General features: G+C 43.3%; 25 protein-coding genes and 1 riboswitch. Of the genes, 11 read left to right on the forward strand and 14 right to left on the reverse strand.

Annotated elements, in window-relative coordinates; genetic code table 11:
- Positions 1–24 precede the first annotated feature (24 nt).
- Positions 25–146: riboswitch (SAM riboswitch) on the reverse strand.
- Between the two features lie 168 nt (positions 147–314).
- Positions 315–1,007, reverse strand: a complete 693-nt coding sequence (locus HFA01_RS09145) for an AIM24 family protein (protein ID WP_146815458.1) — start codon at positions 1,005–1,007, stop codon at positions 315–317.
- 136 nt (positions 1,008–1,143) lie between these two features.
- Positions 1,144–2,019, reverse strand: a complete 876-nt coding sequence (locus HFA01_RS09150) for an alpha/beta hydrolase family protein (protein WP_167506215.1) — start codon at positions 2,017–2,019, stop codon at positions 1,144–1,146.
- A gap of 183 nt (positions 2,020–2,202) precedes the next feature.
- Here HFA01_RS09150 and HFA01_RS09155 point away from each other — a divergent pair, with 183 nt between their 5' ends.
- Entirely contained in the window at positions 2,203–2,691 is a 489-nt protein-coding gene (locus HFA01_RS09155) for a DinB family protein (protein ID WP_146815461.1), read from the forward strand.
- Positions 2,692–2,742: 51 nt separating this feature from the next.
- Here HFA01_RS09155 and HFA01_RS09160 read toward each other — a convergent pair whose 3' ends face one another.
- Positions 2,743–4,227: a Na+/H+ antiporter NhaC family protein gene (locus HFA01_RS09160; protein WP_146815463.1), complete on the reverse strand. Its 1,485-nt coding sequence runs from the start codon at positions 4,225–4,227 to the stop codon at positions 2,743–2,745.
- A 135-nt stretch (positions 4,228–4,362) separates the two neighbouring features.
- Here HFA01_RS09160 and HFA01_RS09165 point away from each other — a divergent pair, with 135 nt between their 5' ends.
- The 3 genes from HFA01_RS09165 to HFA01_RS09175 all read left to right on the forward strand — a co-directional run bounded on the left by HFA01_RS09165 (position 4,363) and on the right by HFA01_RS09175 (position 9,647).
- Positions 4,363–4,860, forward strand: a complete 498-nt coding sequence (locus tag HFA01_RS09165) for a GNAT family N-acetyltransferase (protein WP_146815465.1) — start codon at positions 4,363–4,365, stop codon at positions 4,858–4,860.
- Between the two features lie 405 nt (positions 4,861–5,265).
- Positions 5,266–8,022, forward strand: a complete 2,757-nt coding sequence (gene ppc / locus HFA01_RS09170) for a phosphoenolpyruvate carboxylase (protein ID WP_146815467.1) — start codon at positions 5,266–5,268, stop codon at positions 8,020–8,022.
- 338 nt (positions 8,023–8,360) lie between these two features.
- Positions 8,361–9,647, forward strand: a complete 1,287-nt coding sequence (locus HFA01_RS09175; protein ID WP_174787817.1) for a GntP family permease — start codon at positions 8,361–8,363, stop codon at positions 9,645–9,647.
- 92 nt (positions 9,648–9,739) lie between these two features.
- Here the strand turns inward: HFA01_RS09175 and HFA01_RS09180 are convergent, their stop codons facing one another.
- From HFA01_RS09180 to HFA01_RS09205, 6 genes are all read right to left on the reverse strand, one after another.
- Entirely contained in the window at positions 9,740–10,516 is a 777-nt protein-coding gene (locus HFA01_RS09180; protein ID WP_146815469.1) for a 3-hydroxybutyrate dehydrogenase, read from the reverse strand.
- Positions 10,517–10,623: 107 nt separating this feature from the next.
- Positions 10,624–12,000 (reverse strand): Glu/Leu/Phe/Val family dehydrogenase, encoded by a 1,377-nt coding sequence (locus tag HFA01_RS09185; RefSeq protein ID WP_146815471.1) that lies wholly within the window; start codon positions 11,998–12,000, stop codon positions 10,624–10,626.
- A gap of 130 nt (positions 12,001–12,130) precedes the next feature.
- Positions 12,131–12,910, reverse strand: a complete 780-nt coding sequence (gene fabI / locus HFA01_RS09190) for an enoyl-ACP reductase FabI (protein WP_146815473.1) — start codon at positions 12,908–12,910, stop codon at positions 12,131–12,133.
- A gap of 54 nt (positions 12,911–12,964) precedes the next feature.
- Positions 12,965–13,636 carry a Dph6-related ATP pyrophosphatase gene (locus HFA01_RS09195; protein WP_146815475.1) on the reverse strand — a complete coding sequence of 224 codons (672 nt, stop codon included), beginning with the start codon at positions 13,634–13,636 and terminating at the stop codon, positions 12,965–12,967.
- A gap of 17 nt (positions 13,637–13,653) precedes the next feature.
- On the reverse strand, positions 13,654–14,166 hold the full coding sequence (locus tag HFA01_RS09200; protein WP_146815477.1) for a GNAT family N-acetyltransferase: 513 nt from the start codon (positions 14,164–14,166) through the stop codon (positions 13,654–13,656).
- Positions 14,163–15,230, reverse strand: coding sequence for a C45 family autoproteolytic acyltransferase/hydrolase (locus HFA01_RS09205; RefSeq protein ID WP_146815852.1), 1,068 nt, complete (start codon positions 15,228–15,230; stop codon positions 14,163–14,165). The genes HFA01_RS09200 and HFA01_RS09205 overlap by 4 nt, the downstream gene beginning before the upstream one ends.
- 401 nt (positions 15,231–15,631) lie before the next feature.
- On the opposite strand from HFA01_RS09205, the gene HFA01_RS09210 reads away from it, so the two are divergent.
- A complete protein-coding gene (locus tag HFA01_RS09210; protein ID WP_146815479.1) occupies positions 15,632–16,690 on the forward strand; it encodes an NAD(P)/FAD-dependent oxidoreductase in 1,059 nt (352 codons plus the stop codon).
- A gap of 36 nt (positions 16,691–16,726) precedes the next feature.
- Here HFA01_RS09210 and HFA01_RS09215 read toward each other — a convergent pair whose 3' ends face one another.
- The 3 genes from HFA01_RS09215 to HFA01_RS09225 all read right to left on the reverse strand — a co-directional run bounded on the left by HFA01_RS09215 (position 16,727) and on the right by HFA01_RS09225 (position 20,313).
- Positions 16,727–17,671, reverse strand: a complete 945-nt coding sequence (locus tag HFA01_RS09215) for an ATP-grasp domain-containing protein (protein WP_146815481.1) — start codon at positions 17,669–17,671, stop codon at positions 16,727–16,729.
- A 640-nt stretch (positions 17,672–18,311) separates the two neighbouring features.
- Entirely contained in the window at positions 18,312–19,757 is a 1,446-nt protein-coding gene (locus HFA01_RS09220; protein WP_146815483.1) for a carbon starvation CstA family protein, read from the reverse strand.
- Between the two features lie 388 nt (positions 19,758–20,145).
- Entirely contained in the window at positions 20,146–20,313 is a 168-nt protein-coding gene (locus HFA01_RS09225) for an aspartyl-phosphate phosphatase Spo0E family protein (RefSeq protein WP_146815485.1), read from the reverse strand.
- 278 nt (positions 20,314–20,591) lie between these two features.
- On the opposite strand from HFA01_RS09225, the gene HFA01_RS09230 reads away from it, so the two are divergent.
- A complete protein-coding gene (locus HFA01_RS09230) occupies positions 20,592–20,972 on the forward strand; it encodes a RidA family protein (RefSeq protein ID WP_146815487.1) in 381 nt (126 codons plus the stop codon).
- A 98-nt stretch (positions 20,973–21,070) separates the two neighbouring features.
- Here HFA01_RS09230 and HFA01_RS09235 read toward each other — a convergent pair whose 3' ends face one another.
- Positions 21,071–21,301, reverse strand: coding sequence for an excisionase family DNA-binding protein (locus HFA01_RS09235; protein WP_146815489.1), 231 nt, complete (start codon positions 21,299–21,301; stop codon positions 21,071–21,073).
- A 116-nt stretch (positions 21,302–21,417) separates the two neighbouring features.
- On the opposite strand from HFA01_RS09235, the gene HFA01_RS09240 reads away from it, so the two are divergent.
- The 5 genes from HFA01_RS09240 to HFA01_RS09260 all read left to right on the forward strand — a co-directional run bounded on the left by HFA01_RS09240 (position 21,418) and on the right by HFA01_RS09260 (position 25,854).
- Entirely contained in the window at positions 21,418–22,266 is an 849-nt protein-coding gene (locus tag HFA01_RS09240; RefSeq protein WP_146815491.1) for a DUF1206 domain-containing protein, read from the forward strand.
- Positions 22,267–22,491: 225 nt separating this feature from the next.
- Positions 22,492–22,947, forward strand: coding sequence for a recombination-associated protein RdgC (locus HFA01_RS09245; RefSeq protein WP_146815493.1), 456 nt, complete (start codon positions 22,492–22,494; stop codon positions 22,945–22,947).
- A 100-nt stretch (positions 22,948–23,047) separates the two neighbouring features.
- Positions 23,048–23,797, forward strand: coding sequence for a YybI family spore inner coat protein (locus HFA01_RS09250; RefSeq protein WP_146815495.1), 750 nt, complete (start codon positions 23,048–23,050; stop codon positions 23,795–23,797).
- A gap of 230 nt (positions 23,798–24,027) precedes the next feature.
- Positions 24,028–24,849: an STAS domain-containing protein gene (locus HFA01_RS09255; RefSeq protein WP_146815497.1), complete on the forward strand. Its 822-nt coding sequence runs from the start codon at positions 24,028–24,030 to the stop codon at positions 24,847–24,849.
- A 12-nt stretch (positions 24,850–24,861) separates the two neighbouring features.
- Entirely contained in the window at positions 24,862–25,854 is a 993-nt protein-coding gene (locus HFA01_RS09260) for a Gfo/Idh/MocA family protein (RefSeq protein WP_146815499.1), read from the forward strand.
- Between the two features lie 35 nt (positions 25,855–25,889).
- Here HFA01_RS09260 and HFA01_RS09265 read toward each other — a convergent pair whose 3' ends face one another.
- Positions 25,890–26,372: a GNAT family N-acetyltransferase gene (locus tag HFA01_RS09265; RefSeq protein ID WP_146815501.1), complete on the reverse strand. Its 483-nt coding sequence runs from the start codon at positions 26,370–26,372 to the stop codon at positions 25,890–25,892.
- Between the last annotated feature and the right edge of the window lie 84 nt (positions 26,373–26,456).

A 26,456-nucleotide genomic window follows, 5' to 3' on the forward strand; every position in this document is an offset into this window, starting at 1 on the left:
GGGGTCGCTAATATCCGCACGATCCTCTCATCTCTTAGAATGGTGATCCATTCTACAGGAATTGGCACCGTTCTCGTCAATCCTTAGATTGATTCGATGGTTGCCGGGCATCAAAGGGCCAGTCCCTCCGCCTCTCTGGATAAGAAGTTTCCGTTATTTAATTTTTGTTAGTACCCATAGTACTACGTTTTTGTAACGAAGTAAAGGATAACAGATTAAAAATTTCTATTGAAAGCACATCGAGTACTTCTTTGCTTTTATTGTATTCAAAGCTTAACATGCTCATGCCTGTCTGTAAAAAAATCCGCTCCCGCTCAGCTCTGTCCCGTCGTGTAAACTTCTTCGAACGGCTGCACAATGACGAACCCTTCTCCTTCAAATTCCATTTGAATGGACTCCCCGCTTCCACGTCCAATCAGCGTTTTAAAACTAATGTCTGTTTTGAAATTGGGCTCCAAGTGTCCGGACCAGGCAACAGTAGCATGTGGGTCAGTAATCACAGGTTCTCCAGGACGGACCAACAATGTTAAGGGTTCATAATGCGAAGTAATCGCGACGCGCCCACTACCGCTTAGGGTCACGTTGAACAAGCCGCCAGAAACCATACCGGCTACTTTTTTCATTAATTTAATATCCCAGTCAATGCTCGGTTCAAAGGCAAGAAGGTCGTTCCCATTCACCGTAATGGTTTCATTATCCAGATCGAAAATAGTAATCTTCTTGCCCTGGTCGGCAAGGTAAAGGCGCCCGCGCCCAGTGGCCTTCATTAAAGAACTTCCTTCGCCGGTCATAGCTTTTTTAAATAAACGACCGACGCCATGCTCAAGGATCCCCTCTCTTTCAAATTTAATGTTTCCATTATAGGAAATCATCGCTCCCGCTTTCGCCCACACTTGATCGAGAAGGTTGACCTCAAGAATTCTCGGAGTCTCCAGTTCAAAATAATCATTCTCGGATTCATCCTGCTTCGTTTTTCTAATAAATTCATCAATGGAGTAGTCGCTCATTGTATGTTCCTCCTTATCGTATTCTATGGTTATTTATGCTTCCTCATTGCTTCTATACCACGATGGATTATAATCGAGTCCTAAAGTTTACGTATCTATATCCCATTGGCGATGATTATACCGGCCTATGTACATTTTATTTTTCCTCTAGATGCTTTTCAAACCAATTCAACACCTCAGGAGCATACTCATTGAAATGCAGCCTTAGACCGTGATCTCCATTTTCATACTCAACATACCGATGAAGATCATGATTACGTTCCATCAAGTCTGCAAACACTCGCGCCTGTTCAACCGGGACTGTCTGATCCCTTTCTCCGTGAAGCATTAGTGTTGGTACATCAAGATCCGCCACCCAATGAATCGGGGCAAGTTCACGATACCAGCTTTGTTCTCCACCTGGTTCTCCCATCAGCTGTTCGATTTGCTGTTGGAAAGGTTCAGGCTGTGTGAGATACAGCTGCTTTAAGTCGGTAATGCCTCCAATGACAGCGAGGGCATCAACCTCCATATCCTGTTGAACAGCGAGTAAACTCATCCACCCGCCACGGGAGTATCCAAGCATGACCGTTCGCTCTTCATCTACATGTGCCAACTCTGCCCCAACCTTTTTTATATCCAGCACGTCTCGGACAAAATCTTCCGTATGGGTTGGTTCAAACTTACCTTCTGCGTTTTCCCTATAGTGAGACGCCAATACAACATATCCCTGCTTTGCCCAATAAGATAGGTTTTTAAGTTCTTGTGCATCAGTCAACGAACTTTCTCCCACCCCACCGCGATTATGAATGAGTAAGGGAAGTTTCCCATCAATATCCTCCGGTTCAACCCAAAGACCCGGGATTTCAGTACCGTTGCTGTCATATGTAATGGAATATCCTGTAACACCTGGTACACCAATTTCTACCTCTTCCTTACTCTGAAGGACAGATTCTTCTTTAGCATCGACAAAGAATACCACAGCACCGATGAAACAAAGGAAAGCGATAAAAGCTCCAAGGAGTTTCTTCACCTGATCCCTCCTCAATCATAATTGGAATAATTTGTATGACATGGTCATGCATTTTTTTCCTTTTCTTGTCTGTACATACGAAAGGTGGTGGAAAAGGTTTCATTTTTGGAGGGGCTGGGGAAAGAAACTTTTATTAGAGTTGTGATAGACTCTATGTAACTTCACTTGAAAGGGAGAATCTGTATGTATGGCTTAGATGAGAAAAGAAAGGAACTGCTCCATTTTGTTGAGGAAGTTTCAGAGCAAGAAGCATCCGTTAAGCCTGAAGAAGATCGTTGGTCGATTCTTGAAGTTTTAGAACACTTATACTTAATGGAACAATTAATCGTTTATCAGATTAACCAGGCTCTTAAACAGGGAGACACTCAACAGGCAACAGAAAAACCGATCCATAAGACGACAAACCGCGACTATAAAGTTGATGCACCAGAGGCCGTCCGCCCGAAGGGAGAATTCAAGACCCTGGATGATGCAAAAGAAGGTTTGAAAAAGACACGCGAAGCAACTTTGTTCCTGATTCATAATAAAGAAGAGGATACTTTGCAAAACCGCGTATTCCCTCACCCCGCTTTCGGAGATATGAACTTGGAACAATGGGTTGAATTTATCGGTTGGCATGAACTACGACACCTGGATCAAATGAAAGAAGTAAAGGCCCATATTCATGCGTAACACAAAAACAACCCCCTGAGTGATCACCACTCAGGGGGTTACTCTTACCACTCATTTTTTAAAATCCTCTGGTTTAACTTCCTCACCATTTTTACCGGTGTAACGAAGTCCCCATCCTGTCCATGCCGCAATAAACATGACAATTAATAATAACCATCCCTGGAAGACGAACGGAAAGACTTCGCCAGGTCCGACGACAGGAAGGAAATCATATTGATCGGCTGCTCCCTGGACGGTAGCCCATGCGAGCAAAACCCCGCCACTCCACGGGAAGATGTAGCCAAGTGAAGATGTGACGGTATCGAGCAAGTTGGCTCTTCGATACGGGTGGATATTCATTTCTGTACCTAGTTTACGAACAAAAGGTGCCGCAGCAATCTCAGCTGCCGTGTTAATCGTTATAAATACATTCAAGAAAGCGACTATTCCGAAAATTGAAAGTTCAGCTCGGCGGACAACATTGTTGATCAGCTTCAAGAAGAAGTTTTTTATGACATCCATCGTACCTGCTACGTCCAACAGATAAGCGGCTGCCAATATGAATAAAATTAAAATAGCCATATTAAAATAGCCGCTGATTCCATCAATTAACGCCCCTTCAATCACCGCTTCTCCCGCATCGTTCTTATGGATATGCAGGACCTCTTTCAAGGAATGACCGGAAAGAAGGATAAACACGCCTGCTGCCAAAATCCCGTACGAAAGCGAGGTCAATAAATGGTGACCGCTTAAGGCTAAATAGAGAACCAATGCAAATGGAGCCAACATGAGAAGCCCTTCAGGTGAAACTTCATTTTGAAGCTGACTGACCACTTGCTGACTGCCCATCTCTCCACCACCGCCAAAAATTACAAATAAAATGAGAGCTGGAATGGCTGCAGTAATGGAATATTTAAAACGTGAACGGACAACTCCTGGTACGTCCGCATCTTGAGTTGTTGCAGAAACAATGGTCGTGTCTGATACAGGGGCCAGGTTATCTCCAAAGACAGCTCCACTTAAAATCGCAGCCAGGAGAATAACAGGATCTGCTCCTAGAATGACTCCAGCCGGATACATCAGAACACCAAAAGTCGCTACTGTACCATAACCGGTACCGACAGCTGTTGAAAACAACCCTGCTAGAAGAAAAGTAATGCCGACAAAAGCTCCCCCTTCCAGTCCGGATTGGAAACCGAACCAAATAAGGCCGTCGACTAATCCGCCAGCGGATAACATGTTTGCAAACATCCCTGCCCAAAACCAGGCAATGATGGCAACGACCCCTACTGGCTGGGCCATGCCGGATATTAAGCTTTGTGCATAATCCGACCATTTGGATTTACATAAGAATAAACCAATGGCAATTCCAATGACCATCCCGAGTACTAATGCTTGTTCGGTCACAAGCCCTGTGACACTTAATACAATCGCCCATATGATGAAAAAGACTAAAGGAATGGTCGCGGTAAAGACTCCTCCACGAAACTCTAACCTTCGTATATCTTTTTCTCCTACGGCTTCATCAATGACTTGATCTTTTTCTTTATCTGCCACTAGATTCCCTCCTCTACCAACGTTAACTGTACAATAGTTTATCATCCCATGTGTATAGATGTAATGTCACGAATTTTTTCATAATTTTTCAAAAGTATTGTATCATCGATAAAAAGTAATGAAAGGAGAAAGGCCATGCTTCAATTGATCCCTTTCCAAGAAAAAGATTTTCAAATATTACTTAGTTGGATTGAATCACCGAGATTCCTTATGCAATGGGGAGGGCCGATGTTCAATTTCCCATTAACCCACCAGCAACTGATGGATTACAACGATGCACAAGACCGACAAGCCTTCCAAGTGTATGATCCATCAGTGCGTACAATCATTGGACACCTTTCCATTGGACGGATAGATAAAGATAAAAAACAAGGACGAATTGGAAAGGTCATCGTTTCTCCCGAATACAGAGGAAAAGGTTATGGCAAAGATATGATTCAGCTAATTTCCACGTACGCCTTCCAGCACCTTGGACTAGAAAGACTGACATTAGGTGTCTTCGACTTCAATAAAGGAGCCATGCGCTGTTACGAAAAGGCTGGTTTCACCAAAGACCGCTACTTCAAAAACCACCGCCCTTTCGAAGACGAATTATGGAGCCTTTATGAAATGAGTCTCAATAAATATACATAACACTTAAGAGGGGAGAATGCGCGGCGTTCTCTCCTCTTACCTTTTCATACTCCCCCCATTCCTATACACCCCACCAGGAGGAAAGCTCCAGCAACCCATATTCATGGAAATCATTGGGTGACCAGGTCATACATATTCTTCCAAATCCTTCAGCTAAGATTTTCATTTTGTGTTTTGATGGGAAAGAATTTAAAATAGTAGAAGTATGTTTATGCATGATTATAAGTTAACGCTTACATGTGTTGTCATCCTTATACTTGCCATATTTTTCTGACGTTTAAAACTGGGTAACTGTTGATGGTATCACGGATCGAAGTGTTTGACTATGCAAATTATTCTGATAACATTATGAAACACATAGGCCATTTTATTATACTTAAATTGATCTGACAGGAAGGTGAAAGTATGACTACTGTAAAAAACACAAGCGATCATACAACTCCCTTACGCCGGGACATCCATGCATTAGGAAAAATGCTGGGTGATATTCTCGTCCACCACGGCGGAGAGGAACTACTAAACAAAGTAGAAACGATCCGACAATTAACGAAAGACTTGAGGAATAATCCAGATCCCTCAACATATAACCAACTGAAAGATGAGATTCAAAACCTCGAACCACCAATGCGCTCCCAAGTCATCCGCGCATTCTCGATTTATTTCCACCTCGTTAATATAGCTGAACAAAATCATCGCATTCGCCGTCGCCGCGAATATCAATTACGCGAAGATCATGGCGCACAACCATTCTCGCTCGAAAGCGCTGTACAGAATTTGAAAAAGAATGACTTTTCTAAAGGGGCAATTCAAGAGGTCTTGAACAAGCTTTCTCTGGAATTAATTATTACTGCCCACCCTACAGAAGCTACAAAGCGGACTGTGCTTGAGATTCAGAAGCGTATTGCAACAATCCTTAAAAAGCTTGATCATCCTCAATTGACGAAGAGCGAACGTGAGAGCTTACAGGACAGCCTTCAAAATGAAGTCACGGTTCTTTGGCAGACAGATGAATTACGCGAGCGTAAGCCAACCGTTATGGATGAAGTGCGCAACGGGCTTTATTATTTTGACGAAACCTTATTTGACGTGCTTCCAGATATCCACCAAGAGCTCGAAGCTCGGTTGGAGGATCACTATCCAAATGAAGATTGGAACGTCCCGAACTTCCTTCGTTTTGGCTCCTGGATCGGCGGCGACCGAGACGGAAACCCGAACGTAACACCTGAAATTACGTGGCAGACACTTCAAAAACAGCGAAAACTGGTTTTGAAAAAATATGATGAGGTACTCGTCGAGCTGATGAAGCGATTCAGCCATTCTTCCACACAGGTAACCGTCACCGATGAGTTAAAAAACGCCATTGAACGAGAAGAACCCATGCTTCCAAAAGGGAAGAAATGGCGTGTGGACCGCGAAATTTACCGCCGTAAATTCGCCATTATCCTGGAACGCCTTCGTCAAGTAGGTAAGTCTGATATCGGCTATGGTTATGCGGACGAGCTTCTCAAGGACTTGCGTCAAATACGTGACAGTGCACAAACACACCAGCCGAACAAACGCGAACTGAAAAAGCTGCGCAAACTGATACGTCAAGTGGAACTATTCGGTTTCCACCTCGCCACACTCGATATTCGAAATCATAGTGGCGAACATGAATCAGCTGTCTCAGAACTTCTACAAAAAGTAGGAATTGTCGAGGACTACGCTTCCCTGGAAGAGCAGGAGAAGCTTGAAATCCTCCAAGATGTATTGAAGGATCCACGTCCGATTTCATTATTGAACGAAGACTATTCTGAAGAGACACAAAAAATGCTGAATGTCTTTCAGATGATCCGTAGAGCTCATAAGGAATTCGGTGATCGTTCAATTGAAGTCTATTTAATTAGTATGACGGAATCTGCAAGTGACCTTCTTGAAGTCCTTGTACTAGCAAAGGAAGCTGGCATCTACCGTCTGCATGCAGATGGCACAGTGGAAAGCAACTTGAATGTGGCCCCCCTTCTAGAAACCGTCGATGATCTTGTAGCTGGCCCTGAGATTTTAAAGACTCTATTTGAAATGGATGTCTACAGCAAACACTTGGAAAAGCATGGAAATCACCAGGAAATTATGCTTGGATATTCTGATGGAAGTAAAGATGGCGGAACACTCACAGCCAACTGGAGACTTTACAAAGCCCAACAGGAAATTCACGATATGGCCCATGAATACAATGTTGGTTTGAAATTCTTCCATGGTCGTGGAGGATCTCTAGGACGTGGCGGAGGACCGTTGAACCGAAGCTTGCTTTCTCAACCAGTGGAGACTCTTGGCGAAGGTGTGAAAATTACCGAGCAAGGAGAAGTTCTCTCTTCCCGTTACCTGCTGAGGGATATCGCATATCGAAGCCTTGAGCAAGGAGCCTCTACCCTACTCGAAGGCGCCATGAATATTTCAAAAGAATCCGAACAAGGTCACCATAGGGAAGAACTATGGGAACAAGCCCTTGAGGAAATTTCTGATGTATCCTTGAAAAAGTACCAGTCGCTCGTATTCGGTGATTCCGACTTTTTGACTTACTTTAACGAAGCGACTCCGTTACAAGAAATCAGTGAGCTTAACATCGGTTCCCGTCCAATGAAACGTAAAGACAGTTCTAAGTTTGAAAACTTAAGAGCCATCCCGTGGGTTTTCGCTTGGACACAAAACCGTCAGCTCATTCCAGCTTGGTACGCGGCCGGCACAGGACTTGCCAGTTATGTGGAGAATAACGAAGATAACCTGGCTGTGCTCAAGCAAATGTATGAGAACTGGCCGTTCTTCCGTTCTACCATCAATAATTTACAGATGGCCCTGACAAAAGCGGATATTCAAACAGCTAAAGAATATAAAGCTCTTGTCAATGATCAGGAACTTGGAGAACGTATTTTCCAAACAATTGTGGAAGAATACGATCGCACCAAAGACATCTTGCTGAAAATCACAGGAGATGCGGAACTTCTTGATCACCAACCGACCATTAAAGAATCTGTGCGACTTCGTAATCCTTATGTAGATCCATTGAACTTCCTTCAAGTGGAACTCATTAAAGAATTGCGTCAAGTCGATGATCACGAAGATATCTTAACAGAAGTTCTTCTTACCATCAGCGGTATCGCAGCCGGACTTCGTAACACAGGCTGATCAATAAATACCAAAGCCGAGTATAACCCTCCGAGGTTATACTCGGCTTTTTTATTCAAAAATATGGCAGGATGGTGTAAGACACAAATTCAAGATGGTTCGAGGTTCGCTGCCCTGGTTGAGCTTCAGGGATAGCTCACTGTGGTGGAAAGCAAGCCATTCCCTCATCCCCTTCCACTCCTCAAAAGTCTCGAAACTGGGTCTTCAAGAATAGAGAGCTTCAGCAAAGGATCGACCGCTCGTTTTCTTTTAACCATTTGAATTCATATGGAATTCCTCATTTATTTTTCAGTTTTGGACAAAGTAAAACAGATATTAAACAAAGTGAGGGATTCATCATGATCAGTATCCTAATTGGACTCGTACTACTTATGCTTTTGGCTTATCTTGGATGGTCCATCATCTGGATTGCGCCACTGGTATCAGGTATTGTGGCGATTTTAAGCGGCATGGATATCCTGCCTGCGTACACAGATACCTACATGCAAGGATTTGTCGATTTCGCGAAAGACTATTTCCCGATTTTCCTTTTCGGTGCGATTTTCGGAAAATTGATGGAAGACACGGGAGCCGCTCAGTCGGTTGCTCATAAGATTTCAAGCGTGATTGGTAAAAAACGTGCGATTCTTGGCATGCTTTTATCGGCAGCTATTCTTACGTATGGCGGAGTTAGTTTGTTTGTTGTAGTCTTTGCTGTGTACCCCTTGGCTGTAGCGATGTTCCGCGAGGCGAATGTTTCTAGAAAGCTGATTCCATCAACGTTTGTACTCGGAGCATTCACTTTTACGATGACCGCTCTTCCAGGAACACCTCAGATTCAAAACATTATCCCGATCAACACCTTTAAAACAGACACGATGGCTGCTCCAATCTTAGGGATTGTTGCTGCTTTGATCATGGCTGTCGGCGGATATTTTTATTTGAAATTCCGTGAGAAACAACTGAATAATAAAGATGAGAAATTTACGGAGCCTGAGGGTGACAACCAAGTTAAAAGTGTGAACGAAGAAGAACTTCCGAACTGGATTCTCTCCACCATTCCACTAATCGCTGTAGTTTTGACATTGAACGCCTTTGACATCAGCATTTTAGCCGCGTTGCTCATCGGGATCATACTAATCATGATCTTTAACTGGAAAGATTATAAAGCTTTCATCAAAGCAATCAATGGCGGGGCTTCCGGCTCGGTTATGGCTACCATTAACACGAGTGCTGCCGTCGGATTTGGTACGGTTGTTACAGCGTCACCTGGGTTTGACTCTGTAAAGGAATTGATTTTCAGTATCCCACTAAGCCCGTTTTTCTCCGAAGCTTTTGCCGTCAGTCTGCTTGCGATGATTACCGGTTCGGCATCTGGAGGAATGGGAATTGCTCTCGAAGCTCTCGGACAAGAATATTACAATATTGCTGTTGATCAAGGGTTGAGCCTTGAAGCTTTTCACCGTATTACTTCGGTAGCGTCTGGAGCCTCCATACTCCCTCATAACGGTGCTTTATTGACATTGTTCACTGTTACAGGATTAACCCACAAAGATTCCTACAAGGATGTTTTTGTTGTCGGTCTTCTTATTCCGATGATTGCAACCATTGCGATTATCTTCCTTGCTATGATGGGCATCAATTAAATAGCAAAAGCTTCTCTCCTAAGGAGGGAAGCTTTTTCATTTGATGAAGGAAATGAAAAACACGTCCCCCATAAAGAGGACGTGTTTCTTTTTTATTGAACGGTGTAACCACCATCGATGACCGCTGCTTGGCCAGTGATGCTTTTCGCTTTTTCACTGACAAGAAAAATCGCATAGTCTGCAATTTCCTGCACTTGAAGCAATCGATTTTGTGGCACGAGTGGATAAATAACTTCTTCCAAGGCTTTTTCCTTATCGATGTTTCTCGATTTTGCAAGATCTTCTAACTGGTTTTGAACCAGCGGTGTATCTACATATCCCGGGCAGATTGCGTTAACGGTGATACCATGGTCCGCCGCCTCTAGAGCAGCTACCTTTGTTAACCCAATCACCCCATGCTTGGCACTGTTATAACCAGCTTTCCCTGCGAAACCGATCAGTCCATTGATCGAAGCCATATTTAAAATTCGACCATAGCCTTGCTCCTTCATGTGTGGGAACGCGTATTTTGTTCCATAGAACGGACCTTTCAGCATGATATCCAGGATCAATGAATATTTTTCACTAGGGAATTCCTCAATTGGAGCGACATGCTGGATCCCTGCGTTATTGACGAGAATATCAATTTTACCGAATTTATTGACCGTTTCTTCAATTGCATTTTTCACATCTTCTTCTTTCGCTACGTTGGCAACGACCCCTTCTACTGTATGTCCTTGGGAACGTAGCTGTTCTACTGATTTGTTGAGGGTATCTTCATTGATATCATTAAGCATGACCTTTGCGCCTGCTTTTGCAAATTCTGTGGCGATTTCAAGTCCAATCCCCTGTCCGGAACCAGTAATTAAAGCTGATCTACCTTCAAGCATTCCAACTCCTCCTTTAAAATAAGCACTCTTCCTTTAATTTTCCCTTTTCCAAGAAAATATGTGCAAAAAAAACTCAACCTTATATGTAAGGTTGAGTTTTTCACCCTTTAATAGAGCTTTCCCTGACGGTACATGATCGTAGATAGTTTCGTGACGGAATGAATGTAACAATTTTGCCTTAACGGGAACGGATCTCCGAAAAATTGCGGAAGGATCGTATCCATCGTACCTTTCAGCTTATCGAAAAGTCTTTCGAAAACCTGATCCTCTGTCATGAACTGTGCCTCTCTTCCCTGGACCCATTCGTAGTAAGAAACGATGACCCCACCTGCATTGGCTAAGATATCAGGTACAATCAATACCCCTTTATCCGCAAGATATCGATCCGCTTCTTCTGTAATCGGTCCATTTGCGCCTTCTACGATGATTTTCGCTTGAATGTCCTTCATGTTATCTTTATGGATTTGATCTTCCAACGCTGCTAAAATCAGAACATCAACATCCATTTCCAATAAATCATCCCGCTCTTTTATTTCTGCCACAAGCTCATGCTCATTCAGTTCTTGTTCTGTGGAAGGCAGGTCCCCATCATGCTCTTTCGCGAATTGTACAAGTCCAGGGATGTCCAGGCCATCTGAGTTATACAGCATGACATTCGCATCGCTCACAGCGACCACACGGTTTTTCAAATGATTGCATTGATAAGCCTCAAGGGCAGCGACAGAACCAAGGTTACCGAAGCCCTGGACGGCCATTTTCAACTTTTTATCGGCATGATCAAGAGCGGTATGAGCAAAAATGTTTTCCGTATCGCCCAGCCATTTTCTATGTTCATTGACGAAATCATGCATCATATACCGGAACGTATAGTAAACCCCTTTCCCGGTCGACTCTCTTCTTCCAAGCGAACCTCCGTTGACTATGCTTTTTCCAGTAAAACTGTTGCGGTACGGCTCTCCAGGGTGAATGTTTTTGAATTCGCCCATCATCCAGTCCATTTCCCGCTCCCCTGTGCCCACATCCGGAGCTGGAATGTCCTTGTCAGGTCCTAGGATATCATTGAAATATTGGACGTATTTCTTACATATCAAATTGAGTTCTTTTATGGTGTATTCTTTCGGGTTGATGACCACTCCCCCTTTACCTCCACCAAAAGGAAGTTCGTGCAGGGCATTTTTTAAAGTCATCAATTTGGCTAAATTGGAGACTTCATCTTCATCGACCGATTCATGAAAACGAATCCCGCCTTTATAAGGCCCCACGGTATCACTATGTTGTACGCGGAATGAAGGGATCCTTACAATTGTGCCATTTTCTGTCGTGATGCGTAGGAAAGATTTGTGGATATGATTCGGAGTCGAGAGCAGGGCGACCAATGAGTTGTAGGCTTGCTCTCGTGTTTGTGCTTTTAAATCCGGCAGAAAATCTTCATCTTCCATGATGGCTTTCAATGACTCTTCAATAATGGTTTGTTGTCTTTGCATAATCCGATAGCCTCCGTTCTAATGAATTGGTCCTGTGTTGATTTCCTTATCTAAGAGTCCATTCCCCAAACAGAAGCTATAAAACGTTTTCAGCAAAGAAAAAAGCCCCCTGCGCGAGGGGGCTTATCCATTAACCTAAAATATTGTAACCCGAATCAACGTAGACAATTTCCCCTGTCACTCCACGTGACAAGTGGCTCATCATGGCCAGTGTCATATCACCGACTTCTTCCTGCGTTACATTCTTTTTAAGAGGAGCGGTTTCTTCAATTTTGTGTAAAATTTCATTGAAGCTTGGTACGCCTTTCGCTGCAAGTGTACGTACCGCACCAGCTGAGATGGCATTGACTCTGATTTGGTTTTTGCCTAAATCAGAGGCTAAATAACGGACAGTAGCTTCAAGGGATGCCTTCGCTACACCCATGACGTTGTAGCCTTCGACCACGCGTTCAGCGCCGAGATAACTCATGGCAATCATCGATCCGCCTTCTGTCATATAAGGTTGACTGGCTTTCGCAACCGCAATAAGAGAATAAGCGCTTGTGTCCTGTGCAAAAGCAAACCCATCACGGGAAGTTTCGATGAAATCCCCTTTTAGATCCTCGGCATGTGCAAAAGCGATGGAATGACAGACCCCATGAATGACTCCCACTTTCTCACCGATCTCTGTAAATGCTTGCTGAATACTTTCATCACTGTTCACGTCACATTGGACGATGGCTTTCGCATCCAACCCACCGTCTGCAAGCAGCTTTTCAAGTTTTTTATAACTTCTTTCTTTTCGATATGTAAAAATAACGTTTGCTCCTGCCTGATAAAGGGATTTAGCCACGCCCCAGGCAAGACTTCTCTGGTTCGCCACACCCATGACGACGATGTTTTTATCTTTCATTTGTAAAATATCTTCCATAGTAACCTCCAACAATGTGTTTTCTTAGTTATACCTTATTCCAAAGAGGATTGTCTACTTTTCATCCAACTCTACATGAGAAAACCTGCCATCATGTGACTCAAATCGCTTCCCATGCTGAAGCCTCAAAGGCGTATGGAACAAGGGCCCATCACAAACGAATGTGTGAAATTCACCATTTTCTCCGCAGGGGTCAATATCAGAGGGTAAGGAATGCAGAAACTCCCGATCATAAAGAACTCCCGGGAGTCTTTGATCCAACTTCAGTGTATCAACGGTAGTGACCACTGCCTGAAATCCATTTCCAATGACCTCTGCGGCCACTTTCTGTGAACCCATTCCCCATAAAGGATAAACGCCCGCCATCCCATTCTTCTTCAATAGTTCGTCTCGGAATGATCGAATATCCTCAAGGAACAGATCAGCGTAAACCACTTTGCTGATTTTTCTTTCCCTAAAGCCTTCGAACACCTCCTTCATTACGTTGTTATAAATCTGATTTGATGCATTTTCCGGAACCATGACGATTTTAAGTGGTTGGTCAAGTGCAGCCGCTTGCTTCATGAGCAGATTCTTACTGACTTCATGGACAGGTAAATGCAATGATTGTTCAGAGATGGTGGAAAAAAGGCCCGCGACCTCATAATTTTCATCATCTATCACTTTTTGCAAGGCAAGGGCCGAATCCTTGCCACCGCTCCAGGAGACGATCACTTTCTCTGGCATTTTCCCATCACTTCCTTTTATGAATGTAAATGCAGCGCCATGTGGATCAGGTTCTCACTTTTGCCGTTCTTCCGAATGTAATCTTGAAAGCATCCTTCCTTTTGAAAACCGAAAGACTCATAAAGGTGGATGGCTCGTGCATTGGATTCCGATACATTCAACCGGATAATATCCAGCCCATCCGTCCGCCGGCATCTTGCTATCATTGCAGTTACGAGTTCCCGTCCAATCCCCATGTTTCTTACGTCCCTTTTCACACTAACACCGAATGTACCTTGATGTCTTGTGGCAGATAGAGCGCCCAGATTAAAGTTTAAAAAGCCGACCAACTCACCGTCCCTTTCTGCCACGAGAAAAAACTCAGGTTCTTCATACCGGCCGATCCATGCTTTTTCTTTTTCCAGAGAATCGTGGAATTCAGAGGGATATTTCAACCCATAACCTTCAGATAAAATTTCCTTAGCAATCACCATCGTATAAGGTGCATCTTTTGGCTGCCCTTTACGAATCACACATGAGGGCACGGTCATTTCTTACCACTCCAATAAGCGCCGTCCTCCATGTGAGCAAAAGGAATGTCGGTATCCACTTCTCCAACCACCTTTTCTTCTTCGAGGTCCTCTCCATTCAACCAACGAGAAAAATCAAATTCTACGGGTTCTTGATCCCCACCTAAAGCAAACCAGGCTTTGTTTTCTTTTGGTAAGTATCCAGATGTGTGAATGGTTCCTGCCCAATTGCTGTACAGTTTAGAAAATACTCCACGATCTGTATCATTCATTAACCGGAAAGCATCATAAGCACCTTCAATATTTTCACGATTCGAACGGATGGCATCCATACGCTTCATAGAATCCACGAGATGATTTCGATTTTCCTTTTTCATAATTTCAAAATGGTTCGTACAAACGTCCGATTCCCTTACCTCTACTCCCCGTGGAGAAGCCTCCACTATATAAGTCACATTGCTCTTATCAAATACGGTATAACTAAAGGAGTGGCGATGAGGGATCTCACGGAGCATTTGAACAGCTTCGGTTACATTCGCACAGGACTCAAGTATAAGACGCCCGATCATACAGCAGATAAATCCATCTCCAGGACGCTTGCGATGCATAAAGTTATAGCCCATCACAAGACCTTTTTCATTCATCCCATCCATACGGCCGGTAATACGCTGCGTCGGTCCTATCATGCTGTATCCCTGGTCTGTCGGTTGAAAAAGGCTGTACCTTCCCTCATATGTCTTCGGCATGTAATCATAATTCCGAATGAAATAGCCGTCTCCGGTCATAATCGAACATCCACTTCGTTTATAGTCGATACGATATCCACCGAATTCCATCATTACTTTTTCCATCGGCCATTCCAGCGAATCCCTCAATCCCAGAAGCTCCTCCCAGATACCCGGGGCAAAGCGCGTGATTGCTTCCTTCACTTCCTGTTCTTCTACAATAAAACGAGGTTTCCTCACCCGCCATTGCTTTTCCCTATTCTTTACGGTCCACGAGTCTTTCAGCAGCTTTCCTTGATAAAATCCAAAATCATAGTGCGTGCCTCTAAATTGTAAAAGATCGCTATGTATTTTCTTCATCATCGTTTCCTTTCTAACCGTTTCTGCCTTCAATGTACCAGATTCCACTTCAAAATTGAACTATCGCTTACTTCTATTTAACATATTGGCGGGATTCTTGAAGACTGTTTCGGGGTTCATTTGCTGTGTCGAGAGTCAGAGGGGCTTGAAAGCGAGCTATTCCCCGAGCCCCCACCATCTATAGCCTCGAAACTGAGTCATTCAGAAATAGGGAGGTTATACGAAAGAATTTGTCCATTTAGACTTTTAAATATTTATGGAGAGGGAATCGAATAATAAGGAAAGATGAGAGAATTTGCTTAATCATTCTAGTTTTTCACTAGTAATTTTGGTACTCTAAAGGTTGTAACAATCCGAAAGCGTTTTCGATAGGGGATTAAGGAAAAGGTGGTGGAACAAAGATGAAAGAAGTCGTAATTTTGGGGGGCGGCTATGGCGGTATGAACACTCTGCACGGGTTGCTCGATCAAATCCCGGAAGATGTACATATCACTGTCGTCGACAGGAATCCTTACCATTCATTAAAAACTGAATTCTACACCATAGCTGCAGGAACAGAATCTGACCGTCATGCCCGCGTTGATTTTCCGAAACATGACCAAGTCACTTATGTCTTTGATGAAGTGGAGAAAATCGACACAGAAAATGAGACCATCGTCGTCAAAGGTGGGGAAAAAAGTCTTCCTTACGATTACTTATTAATTGGCCTTGGTTGTGAGGATAATTATCACGGCATCGAAGGAGCACGAGAATTCACCGAGAGTGTCCAGACGTTCTCGAAAGCAAGAAGTGCGGGCTTTGCCATAAACAACCTCGGAGCCTACGGAAAGGTGACCGTTGTCGGAGCCGGACTCAGTGGTATTGAGGTGGCTTCAGAAGTCAGAGAAAGCAGACCGGACTTGAACATTCGATTACTGGACCGTGGCGACACGGTATTAAAAGCTTTCGATTCCAAGATTCAAGATTATGTAGAGAAATGGTTCAAAGATAATGATGTGGAAGTCATCCACGGAGCGAATGTGGAATACGTCGAAAAAGACGGCGTATGCAACAATGGAGTTTGTTATTTGAACGATGTTACCGTATGGACCGCGGGTGTCCGCCCGAACTTCCTCGTCAGAGAGCTTCCTTTTGAAAAGGATGACCAGGAGAAAGTCATCATCAATGATTTTTACCAGGTGCCCTCTCATCAAAATGTCTATGTAGTAGGTGATTGTGCAGCTTCTGAACATTCTCCTAGTGCGCAGCTTGCCGGACAGCAAGGAGAAAAGGTGGCCGATGTACTTAATGCCGTCCTTAGAGACCGCGTACCTGAACGTCCGTCTGAGGTGAAGCTTAAAGGGGCCCTGGGCTCTCTTGGGAAGAACGACGGATTTGGCAACATGCTTCAAAAACCGATGACAGGCGTCCTTCCTCGTCTCGCCAAATCAGGAGTTCTCTGGTTAAGCAAACGACACTAAAAAAGATCGATCACGTTCATGTGATCGATCTTTTTGTTATACATGTGATTTCTCTAAAAGCCCTCCGAGGTACTTTGCCAGCTCAAGCATGCCATAAGTACCTGCTTTTGCTTCAGCATCCGAATTGTAGTTGGTATTTGTGTTCACATCATAGGTGTAAAAACGACCTTCTTTATCCTGAATAGCTTCAATTCCAGCGACGTCAATATTGTTATCCTGTAAAAACGTCTCATACTCATCAATGATGGCTGGTCGATAATTTTCGAGAACTTCAAACTTCGCTTTAGGAGTTTGTGGTTCAGCATCCGTTGGGCAATACAAGTCTTCTATCGAGCAAGCATCTGCCGGGCATAGTTCAAAGCCTTCAGACGTATCCACTTTCACCCCATAAACAAACCTTCCACCTACAAATTCGTGACGAACAATATAGGGTTCCGGGGCTTCAATATACTGTTGAATCAATGTAATTCCATCAACCGGCTCCTCAAAAGAGTCACTATCCAAGTATTCTCGCAATGCTTCCGTAGAATGGAAAAGCTGAACTCCCTGCCCTTTTCCAGCACGATTGTGTTTCGTTATGAACGATTCCATGTCCAACTGCCGCGCAGCATCGAGAATGTTCTCTTTCCCTACAGCCGTAATTGTTTTCGGTGTGCGAATGCCAGCTTGATTTAGAGCCATATACTGATTGACCTTACTAACTTCAAGCCTTAAAGCGCGGCTGCCATTCACAATGGTGCGGTCATGGCGTTCGAGCCAGGCAAGCACAGCTTCCGTAAACTCAGGTGCGTACCGGTGATTCCTTGTATGAGATGAAGCACTGATACGGTTGTAAAAAACCCCTTCAGGTGGCTCGCTTGTCAAATCAAGCGTCCCCTGATCTAAATGCCAGAGTTCATAAGGAAGATCAAGCTCTTCTAAGCGCTCCGTTAAATGATCGGTCCATTCATCGTTCTCATGGAGAATATAAATTTTGCTCATCGAACCGACTCCTTTCCTTTTCTTCTTTATACTTATCATATCATAAAAAACCGATAAGGTTACTAGGAATAAGCTTATTACAAAGAAATTCCAACTCCCACTTACGCTCCCGATTGTTGAAGACTCAGTGTCGAGACTTTTGATGAGTCGAGGGGGATGCGGGGAATAGCTCGCTTTCCGCGGGAGAGCCATTCCCCTACGCCCCTTTACTATATAAGTATCTCGAAACGACTCTACAAAAGCAGAGTTTCCAATATCTGTCGAAATGCAGAAGTCTGTTGCCTCACCATTTAAATGCTGTTACAGTGCGCTCTATGACTAATGGACAAGGAGGTTGGAAGACGCTCCTTCTCAGTATAGGGGTTCGTTTTTCACACTCATCGAATGGGGTGGTTGGGAAGCTGCGAGACTCCCGTGGGAGAAAGGAGATCGGCGAGATCCCTTAGTGCGGCAGCCCGCCCGAGGAAGCTCGGCACTCCCCCACATTAGAGCGAGTAGCTTCCCAACCACCCCTGACGCCAAACAAGGCAACGAACCCCGGAAACATCTCTAAACTATGTCTTCAAGAACCCTGCCATTATCTTTAATTAAGACGGAAAAGAATAAAAGCCGCTTAGCCTGAGGCTAAGCGGCTTTTGGATTATCCTGCTTTTGAGGTAATGATGGTATCTTCTTTTCTCACTTTCTGTTTAATCACCTGCCATACGAACCAAGTGGCAACGGCAAGCCAGATGACCGATCCAAAGACCATAGAAGTGGAATACTCCAAACCAAACCCTTCAGGAGCGTAGAAGATATAAGAGCTTACTACAGCCGTCATGAACAGGGCGGGAACACTACAGATCCAGTGGAACTTGTGATTTTTCAACAAATACATGGCTCCTGTCCAAAGCATCACTGTCGCTACCACCTGGTTGGACCATCCTACATATCTCCAAAGAAAGCTGTAATCCATTTGCGTTAACAGGAACGTTGGAATCGTAACCGGGATTGCGAATAGCAAGGGTGTCCATTTTCCTTCGAATTTCTTTTTACTGACCTGACGGGCAAAATCAACAAGCATCATACGTGAAGATCGCAAAGCGGTATCTCCCGTAGTAATCGGAAGGACAATGACACCAAGAACAGCAAGGATCCCTCCCAGCGTACCAAGTGTGGTGCTACTGATTTCATTAATGACACCAGCTGGTCCTCCTTCTGCCAGTGCGGTTTGCAGACCTCCTGTGTTACCGAAGAAGGTCATACCGGCAGCTGCCCAGATTAAAGCAATCATTCCTTCAGCAATCATGGCACCATAAAACACTTTTCTTCCTTCACTCTCTTTTTTCAACGTTCGAGCGAGAATTGGGCTTTGCGTACTGTGAAAGCCTGAGATTGCTCCGCATGAAATCGTCACCATCAGCATCGGCCAGATTGGCAATTCATCTGGATGGAGATTGCTGACCGTCAAATTAGGAATGGGGTGGTCGAAGAAGAACATCCCTATCCCAATGGAGACAGCCATGAATATCAAGATGGCTCCAAAGATCGGGTACACTTTTCCAATAATTTTGTTGATCGGTAGAAGAGTAGCAATGAGAAAATATGAGAAAATGATTAAGACAGATGTGAAAAATCCTAGTGGCGTGATTTCTGCCATCAACTGAGCCGGACCAGCCGTGAAGGCTGCAGCTACTAAGATCATAAGGCCAATGGATAAAAGATTGATCACCGAACGAGCGGGACGGCCTAAGTACTTTCCTACAAGTGTCGGGTACTGAGCTCCGCCATGACGAAGGGAAAGCATTCCCGAGAAATAATCGTGCACAGCTCCAGCAAAAATGGAGCCAACAACGATCCAGATAAATGCTACGGGACCATATAACGCTCCCATCACAGCTCCGAATATAGGTCCAAGCCCAGCGATATTTAATAGCTGGATAAGACTCGCTTTCCACCAGCTCATCGGCACATAGTCAAAACCATCGTTCTTTTCATATGCAGGTGTGTTTTTCTGATCATTGATTCCGAAAATTCGTTCAACCACCTTTGCATAAAAAAGATATCCGACGACAAGTAAAACAATAGATGCGATAAATGTGATCATCGCTGAGCCTCCTTTCAAATTTGAATGTAAGAAGTATTCTAGCGATGATTTTGTCGAATCACAACCCATTTTCTGAATATTTATATTTTTATCTTTTTTTTCTTAAAAATTAAGCGCTCCCAAGATCATTTAGCGTCGCTTTTACTTTCTATCGCTTAAATAAGTGCGGCACTCTTTTTCACATGATTGGTACCTGGAACCTAAAATTGAACATAAAAAAACTCCTGCGTCATTCGCAGGAGTTCATGGTTCTTATGTAACCTGCCACCCTGTAGAAATGGTTAAGTTTCCCGCAGTCGTTTCGATTGCCAGGGTGGCATTGATATTAAGATACCATAGTGGCTGTATTCATTCAAACACATATTGCCCTATGTACTCTTTACCTGTTTTAATTGGAACATTGGTATTGTCTCTTTTCACTAAAGCGATTTAATAGATCATCTAACTCTTGTGAAATTCTCAATAGTTCATCATCTGTCGGATTATTGTTATAGATTTCATACATACGCATTCTCAATTCTTCTATTTGTTTCTCTAATCGCTCTTTGTAAGGCATAATTTCATCTCCTCCACTCGTACCATACCCTAAATAAACTACTCTAAACTATTATTTTTAAATAATTTTCAAAAATAATGATGTCCCATCTCATTTAACCACTCTATACGTATTTTATCGGACAAAAATACTGAAAAATAAGTCTTATTCACTATTTTCTAGTTGATTTATGGAGGTTTCATAAATCTATTGTCGATATTTCCCGGGTAATCATTCTATTCCTCTATTACGGATATCGTGATAGGATAATTAAAAACCTACATAAAGGAGTGGCAGTCATGTTTAAAGCTGTTTCAACGAATCAAGCACCAAGTGCGATTGGTCCATATTCTCAGGCTACAGACCTCGGAAATATTGTTTATATTTCCGGACAGATCCCGCTAGACCCAGAGACGATGGAATTCGTCTCTAACGATATTCAAGAACAGACACACCAAGTAATGAAAAACATTCTTGCGATACTTGAAGACGTAAACCTTTCTTTCAAGAATGTTGTAAAAATGAACATCTACTTGGACTCGATGGATGATTTTGCGGTAGTCAATGATGTTTATGCGAGTTATTTAACTGAGCCTTATCCTGCTCGTGCTGCTGTAGAAGTTAGCAAACTCCCTAAAGGAGCAAAAGTGGAAATAGAAGCCATTGCTACACGAGGCTGAATCTATATTTATAATATTCGAAAATTGCATTGTTTTTCTGTCCATTTTATTCCAAAAAAAGCAGAGCTGTAAAGGCTCTGCTTTTTTGTTTCATTCCATTAATCCTCATCTTTAACATCCGGATCCTCAGGAATAGGTTCACTCAGATATTCTTGAATCATTTTCCGGTAGTTTTCCATTTGTTCCATGTGATTGTGGAATTGATTTTTATTGATTAAATACTGCCGCCCATCATAAATGGCCTTAATTTTATGATTCAAGATCAAATGTCGGAGATAGTCTTCAGGTAGCTCAAGATATTCTGCCGTTTCTTCCACTGTTAAGTACATGATCCGTCACCTTTCTTTCACTTGCATTATATCATTTCTTTTTTGACGAAACGTTTCTTTTACTACAATTGTGGGAATTAGATTAGAAACTATTCTAGTGAAATGAGAGGGATACTATGGCTTCTACGATGACAGCAAACAAAAACAAGCGTTCAGAAGCAAGCGAGGAAATCAAACCATGGGTACGGAGGTTCGGAAGACTCGGTTTTATGGCTAAGGGTATTGTTTATGCTCTTATCGGTGTATTAACTTTGATGGCCGCTCTTGGAGTTGGTGGGAAAACAACAGGTACTTCAGGAATGTTCAGCTCTCTTGCCGGTGTCGCTTTTGGAGAAATCTTACTTTGGATCATTGGTATTGGCTTAATCGGGTATATCTCCTGGCTCGCAATTAAAGCCATCATGGATCCTAATAATGAAGGAACGGATGCGAAAGGGTTAATCACTCGAATCGGTTATATTGTAGGTGCTGTAATTTACGGTTCCCTGGCTTTCAATGCAATAAAAATCGCCCTCCATGCTGGTTCCAGCAGTGGAAATTCAGAACAGACGATTTCAGCTAAACTTTTGTCCCAGCCTTTTGGTCAATGGCTTGTCGGGATTGTTGGAGCTATTGTCATCGGGTATGGTATTTATGAATTTTATCAAGGAAGTACAGGCCGCTTTATGAAGAAGATGAATACTGCGGAAATGGACCGTCATAAAAGGAATGTAGCAGAAAAATCCGGTAAATTCGGGTTATCTGCAAGAGGGATTGTACTCGGGCTTATCGGATTCTTTTTCATTCAAACGGCCCTAACGGCAAATCCTGATGAAGCCAAAGGTCTGGACGGAGCGCTTTCTGAAATTGCCCAGCAGCCTTACGGACAAGTACTACTGGGGATCGCTGCCGTTGGATTAATCTTATATGGTGTCTACCAAATGGTACGTGGGCGTTACGCACGGATGAACTTCGGAAAAAAATAAATGCATTAAAAAAGCCTTTCCTCCATGGAGGAAAGGCTTTCGATTTTTGTCGCGAATATACCGACGACCACATTCGTCGTTTAGCTTTATAAAAAGCATGTACTTCGTCTTACACAAACAGCTCATCGCCCATTTACTATACCACGATTCTTCTTTAGATGCAATAAGGCGTTGAGTCGCCTCCTTGTGCTATACTAGGGCTACAAAAAATCTCAGGAGGAGCTTATGCTTACATTTGAAGAGAAATTGAACATCATTGAAGAATTCCCTGAACTTGAAAAGAAAGAGATTTCTCTCGGAAGAGTGAATTTTCATTATGAAGAAAGTGTTTATGATAAAAAAATCGTCGTTTACCGACTCCACCCGAATGGCAACGGATTTGTTTATGCGGGTGAATTAGATGGATATGCTACGGATGACAAAGGGATGGTCAACATTAAGGAAATCAGCGCCGATGAACTCCGCACATTAATCCGGGAAGCGATCGAATCTTTGTCCCTCTCTCCTGCCGAAAAAAATCCAGTCATGGAAGAATGGCTGAACGACAACGATCAGTCCCTTGTTCTAATGCGTGAAGAGGATGGTTTCCATGTTTACGCTGAAGAACAGTTAGAAGGTACGTTCAATTCTTACGAAGAAGCCGTCAACTTCCTTGAACAAGAAGGCTTCAGCCGTCTTTAATGAACCAAGAGCCGCTTTATACGGCTCTTTTTTATACGGCTAGGTATTGTCATGCCCCGCCCATTCTGCATAAAGTATTGAAAAAAGGTGGCGTTTCTTTATGTACACGTACCCCTATTCATACAGACAGCAACAGCCCTTACCAACTTCAAATATCCTCTCTTATGCCAAAGGAGATGTAAATGGTGATCTCATCCCAGACCAAGTTTTTCTAGTAGGAGAAAAAACACCGGATAGTCCGTATATTACAAACATCACTCTGGTCATTCAGGATGGACAAACGAGCATCTTCTATAGTGTCCCCTTAAAAACGAACATGGGATATCAACCACGCCTTTTTCTCGGTGATTTCACAGGAGACGGTGTCGATAACATTTTGATCAGCATGGACTCTGGTGGAAGTGGCGGTTATGGATACTACTATTTATATTCGTTTTTGAACAATCAAGCACAGGTCCTCTTCGACTATGAAACATTTGATGAAGCCTATGAATATGAAGTCACTTACCAAAACCAGTACAAAGTTGAAGTTCTAAACAAAACCCTTGACCTCTCTTTTATGATCGATCTAAGCAACAGGGACCCTGAGTACCTATCAGACATTTATAATGAAGACGGAACATTAAAAGCACCGCTACAGGGTTCGGTCTCTGGCTTGAATACTCTTTACCCCATCGATTTTGACGGGGACGGTGTTTATGAATTGTTCGCCTTTCAACGGATCATCGGCCAGTATAATGCGGATGGTCTGGGACTAGTTCAAACCCCGCTCACATGGAAAGGTAATGGCTTTGTCCCCTTCTTTGACAATCAATATGTAGCTGTCCTCGGCGTGGGTTCAGACACCTAAATACTTCAAACCTGGCACGCGGCTTATCTTTTTAAGTACCAGGTACCTTGGTTCTACCCCACGGTACCTGGTACTAGATTCAAACTTCTCTAGTACATAAGGCTTCTTTTTACTTACTCTCTTTTCACAGTGGTAACCGCAGAAAATTCTGATGAAATCTCCCATAAATCGTTATACTAGGATAAAATGGGGTATAAGAAAAACTAACGTAAATGGAAGGAGAAAGCGATATGGATCGATTAAATGAACGTTTAGCCCAATATTTTCATGATAACCAAACCACATTAGTAAATGAATTACTCCCAAAAACGTTGGACAAACTTCAAATCAACTATACAGATCAGGATCTGAATTATCATTTTGAAATGCTCCGTCTACTTCTGGACCGTGTAGCTAAAAGCCTCTTGCAGCACCCAGATGAAACAAATGCAGCTGCCATCGGCTATGACACCGAAAATTACCTCTATTCTAAAGGAGTTCTTCTAAAACAGACCGTGGATGTGTTGAGCGTCTTCCGTCTTTCTCTCATGAAGCACATGCGGAATTCAAACTTGATTCAGGAGGCCAAAATCGAAGAAGGCTTCGTTGTGGCGGAAGAGGTTGTCACTGCATTTGACGCAGCGATACGCGCAACAACAGATAGTTATAATAAGACAAAAGAAAGAGAACATGAAGAAATGGAGAAGCATTTGAACGCGGTCTCTACCCCTGTCGTTCTCATCGACGAATTTCAAGCCGTCCTTCCATTGGTCGGAGAATTTTCAACGGAACGCTTCGACGTAGTCAAAGAGCACACGCTACATAAAGTCAAAGAGCACGGTTTGCGGTTATTATTCATTGACTTTTCAGGGATCGCTACATTCAATGAGGTCTTCATTAATGACCTGTTCAATTTAACAAAAACCATTAAATTGCTTGGTACAAGAACGGTACTGACTGGAATTCGCACAGAAATGGCCATCGCAGCCATTCAATCTGATATGAATTTCGAGGAGCTCGAGACTTTCAATGATCTTAAACAGGCCCTAATTACAATTAATGATAACCAATAAGGAGTTGAACCAATGATTCGTGTAGCATTATTAAGCAAGTGGCACGTGCATGCCGTTGATTATGCACGTGAAGCTTCTGAAAATCCCGCTATTCACATTTCAAAAGTCTGGGATGAAGATATAGAACGGGGCAAAATGTGGGCGGAGGAACTTGGTGTACCTTTCGATGACGACCTCAAGCGAGTGCTTTCAGATCCGGAAATCGATGGTGTCATTCTCACAAGTCCAACAAATCTCCATATGGAAATCATCATGGACGCTGCCAACCATGGAAAACATATCTACACAGAGAAAGTGCTCTCTTCAAGTCGAAAAGATGATGAAAAAATTTTCTCCAGCATAGAGGATACCGGCGTAAATTTCATGATCTCCTTACCTAGATTGACCTCTGACTATTATCTATATGCCCAAAAAGTTGTAGATGACGGTGTGCTAGGAACTGTAAATATGATTCGCTGCCGTGTGGCTCATAATGGAGCGGTCCCCAATGATGACCATCCGAATGGTTGGCTCCCTGAACGTTTTTTTAATAAGGACCAATGTGGAGGGGGGACTTTGATCGACCTTGGGGCCCACCCGATTTATTTGGCGAATCGCCTCGCCGGAAAACCAAAGGCTGTATCCGCACGATTGCATTCACTCACAGGCCGGGGTGTCGATGATCACTCTGTTGCCACCGTAGAGTATGAATCAGGTATTCTTGCAGTCTTGGAATCAAGTTTTGTGTCATCCGGGAGTCCTTTCCAGCTCGAGATTTACGGGACAGATGGGACACTTATGGTTGAAGGAAGCGAGGTACGGATCAAAAGCCGTTCCCATGGGATGAACGAATGGACATACCCCGAACTCCCAGCTGCTATCCATTCCCCTCTGCAACAATGGGTTGATGAAATCCTCAATCAAGTGGAGCCGACCATCAAGAAGGAAGATGCCCTTCAGTTGACGGACGTCAACGAAGCAGCCGCTCTTTCACACGAACACAACATGAGAATCACCATAGAATAAAAAGCGCCTGCCCATCATTTTGTGATGGACAGGCGTCATTCAAGTTCTTTTCTCAATGTTACTAATGGTCTCACTTTACCTCGAAACCATTCTTCTGTGATATCCCCTGTCGGTACAAACCCGTTTTTTTCAAAAAAGCGCAAGCTTCCCTGATTATCCTCGTAAACTTCGGCAAAAACGTTTTCCATGCCAAAAAGGGCATAAATCTCTTCAAGAAATAACCGAAGAGCCTCTGTTCCAACACCACAGTTCCTCTTTTCAGCAATGACCATACCGATAAAATCTTTTCCTGGCGTTCGGAACAACTCCACCTTTCCAATTAATCGGTCATCCAAAACCACAGCTTTCATGTATAAATTCGGCTTTTCACCATTGAAGTAGGATTCATAAGCTTTAAAGAATTGCTCATATGTACGCGGGACATCCACACCTGTTTGCACTTGGAGTTTTTCGTCCATTTCCCATTTATGCAGCACTTCAATATGGCTGCTCTTAATGTCCTCAATGGAAACTTCCATAAATCATTCTCCTCTTAAAAAATAAATCCAGATCATAAAATCAGTACCAGACGGAACGCCTGGTACTGTGAATATTCCCTATTC

It is taken from the genome of Halobacillus faecis, assembly GCF_007991335.1.
Classification (GTDB): domain Bacteria; phylum Bacillota; class Bacilli; order Bacillales; family Halobacillaceae; genus Halobacillus; species Halobacillus faecis.

Coding starts and splice junctions, on each gene's coding strand:
- HFA01_RS09175 (WP_174787817.1), top strand. CDS start 8,361: ATGATCAGTATCCTAATTGGACTCGTACTACTTATGCTTTTGGCTTAT.
- HFA01_RS09155 (WP_146815461.1), top strand. CDS start 2,203: ATGTATGGCTTAGATGAGAAAAGAAAGGAACTGCTCCATTTTGTTGAG.
- HFA01_RS09255 (WP_146815497.1), top strand. CDS start 24,028: ATGGATCGATTAAATGAACGTTTAGCCCAATATTTTCATGATAACCAA.
- HFA01_RS09250 (WP_146815495.1), top strand. CDS start 23,048: ATGTACACGTACCCCTATTCATACAGACAGCAACAGCCCTTACCAACT.
- HFA01_RS09220 (WP_146815483.1), bottom strand. CDS start 19,757: ATGATCACATTTATCGCATCTATTGTTTTACTTGTCGTCGGATATCTT.
- HFA01_RS09180 (WP_146815469.1), bottom strand. CDS start 10,516: ATGCTTGAAGGTAGATCAGCTTTAATTACTGGTTCCGGACAGGGGATT.
- HFA01_RS09260 (WP_146815499.1), top strand. CDS start 24,862: ATGATTCGTGTAGCATTATTAAGCAAGTGGCACGTGCATGCCGTTGAT.
- ppc (WP_146815467.1), top strand. CDS start 5,266: ATGACTACTGTAAAAAACACAAGCGATCATACAACTCCCTTACGCCGG.
- HFA01_RS09215 (WP_146815481.1), bottom strand. CDS start 17,671: ATGAGCAAAATTTATATTCTCCATGAGAACGATGAATGGACCGATCAT.
- HFA01_RS09265 (WP_146815501.1), bottom strand. CDS start 26,372: ATGGAAGTTTCCATTGAGGACATTAAGAGCAGCCATATTGAAGTGCTG.
- HFA01_RS09240 (WP_146815491.1), top strand. CDS start 21,418: ATGGCTTCTACGATGACAGCAAACAAAAACAAGCGTTCAGAAGCAAGC.
- fabI (WP_146815473.1), bottom strand. CDS start 12,910: ATGGAAGATATTTTACAAATGAAAGATAAAAACATCGTCGTCATGGGT.
- HFA01_RS09200 (WP_146815477.1), bottom strand. CDS start 14,166: ATGACCGTGCCCTCATGTGTGATTCGTAAAGGGCAGCCAAAAGATGCA.
- HFA01_RS09195 (WP_146815475.1), bottom strand. CDS start 13,636: ATGCCAGAGAAAGTGATCGTCTCCTGGAGCGGTGGCAAGGATTCGGCC.
- HFA01_RS09230 (WP_146815487.1), top strand. CDS start 20,592: ATGTTTAAAGCTGTTTCAACGAATCAAGCACCAAGTGCGATTGGTCCA.
- HFA01_RS09185 (WP_146815471.1), bottom strand. CDS start 12,000: ATGCAAAGACAACAAACCATTATTGAAGAGTCATTGAAAGCCATCATG.
- HFA01_RS09235 (WP_146815489.1), bottom strand. CDS start 21,301: ATGTACTTAACAGTGGAAGAAACGGCAGAATATCTTGAGCTACCTGAA.
- HFA01_RS09210 (WP_146815479.1), top strand. CDS start 15,632: ATGAAAGAAGTCGTAATTTTGGGGGGCGGCTATGGCGGTATGAACACT.
- HFA01_RS09225 (WP_146815485.1), bottom strand. CDS start 20,313: ATGCCTTACAAAGAGCGATTAGAGAAACAAATAGAAGAATTGAGAATG.
- HFA01_RS09165 (WP_146815465.1), top strand. CDS start 4,363: ATGCTTCAATTGATCCCTTTCCAAGAAAAAGATTTTCAAATATTACTT.
- HFA01_RS09245 (WP_146815493.1), top strand. CDS start 22,492: ATGCTTACATTTGAAGAGAAATTGAACATCATTGAAGAATTCCCTGAA.
- HFA01_RS09145 (WP_146815458.1), bottom strand. CDS start 1,007: ATGAGCGACTACTCCATTGATGAATTTATTAGAAAAACGAAGCAGGAT.
- HFA01_RS09205 (WP_146815852.1), bottom strand. CDS start 15,230: ATGAAGAAAATACATAGCGATCTTTTACAATTTAGAGGCACGCACTAT.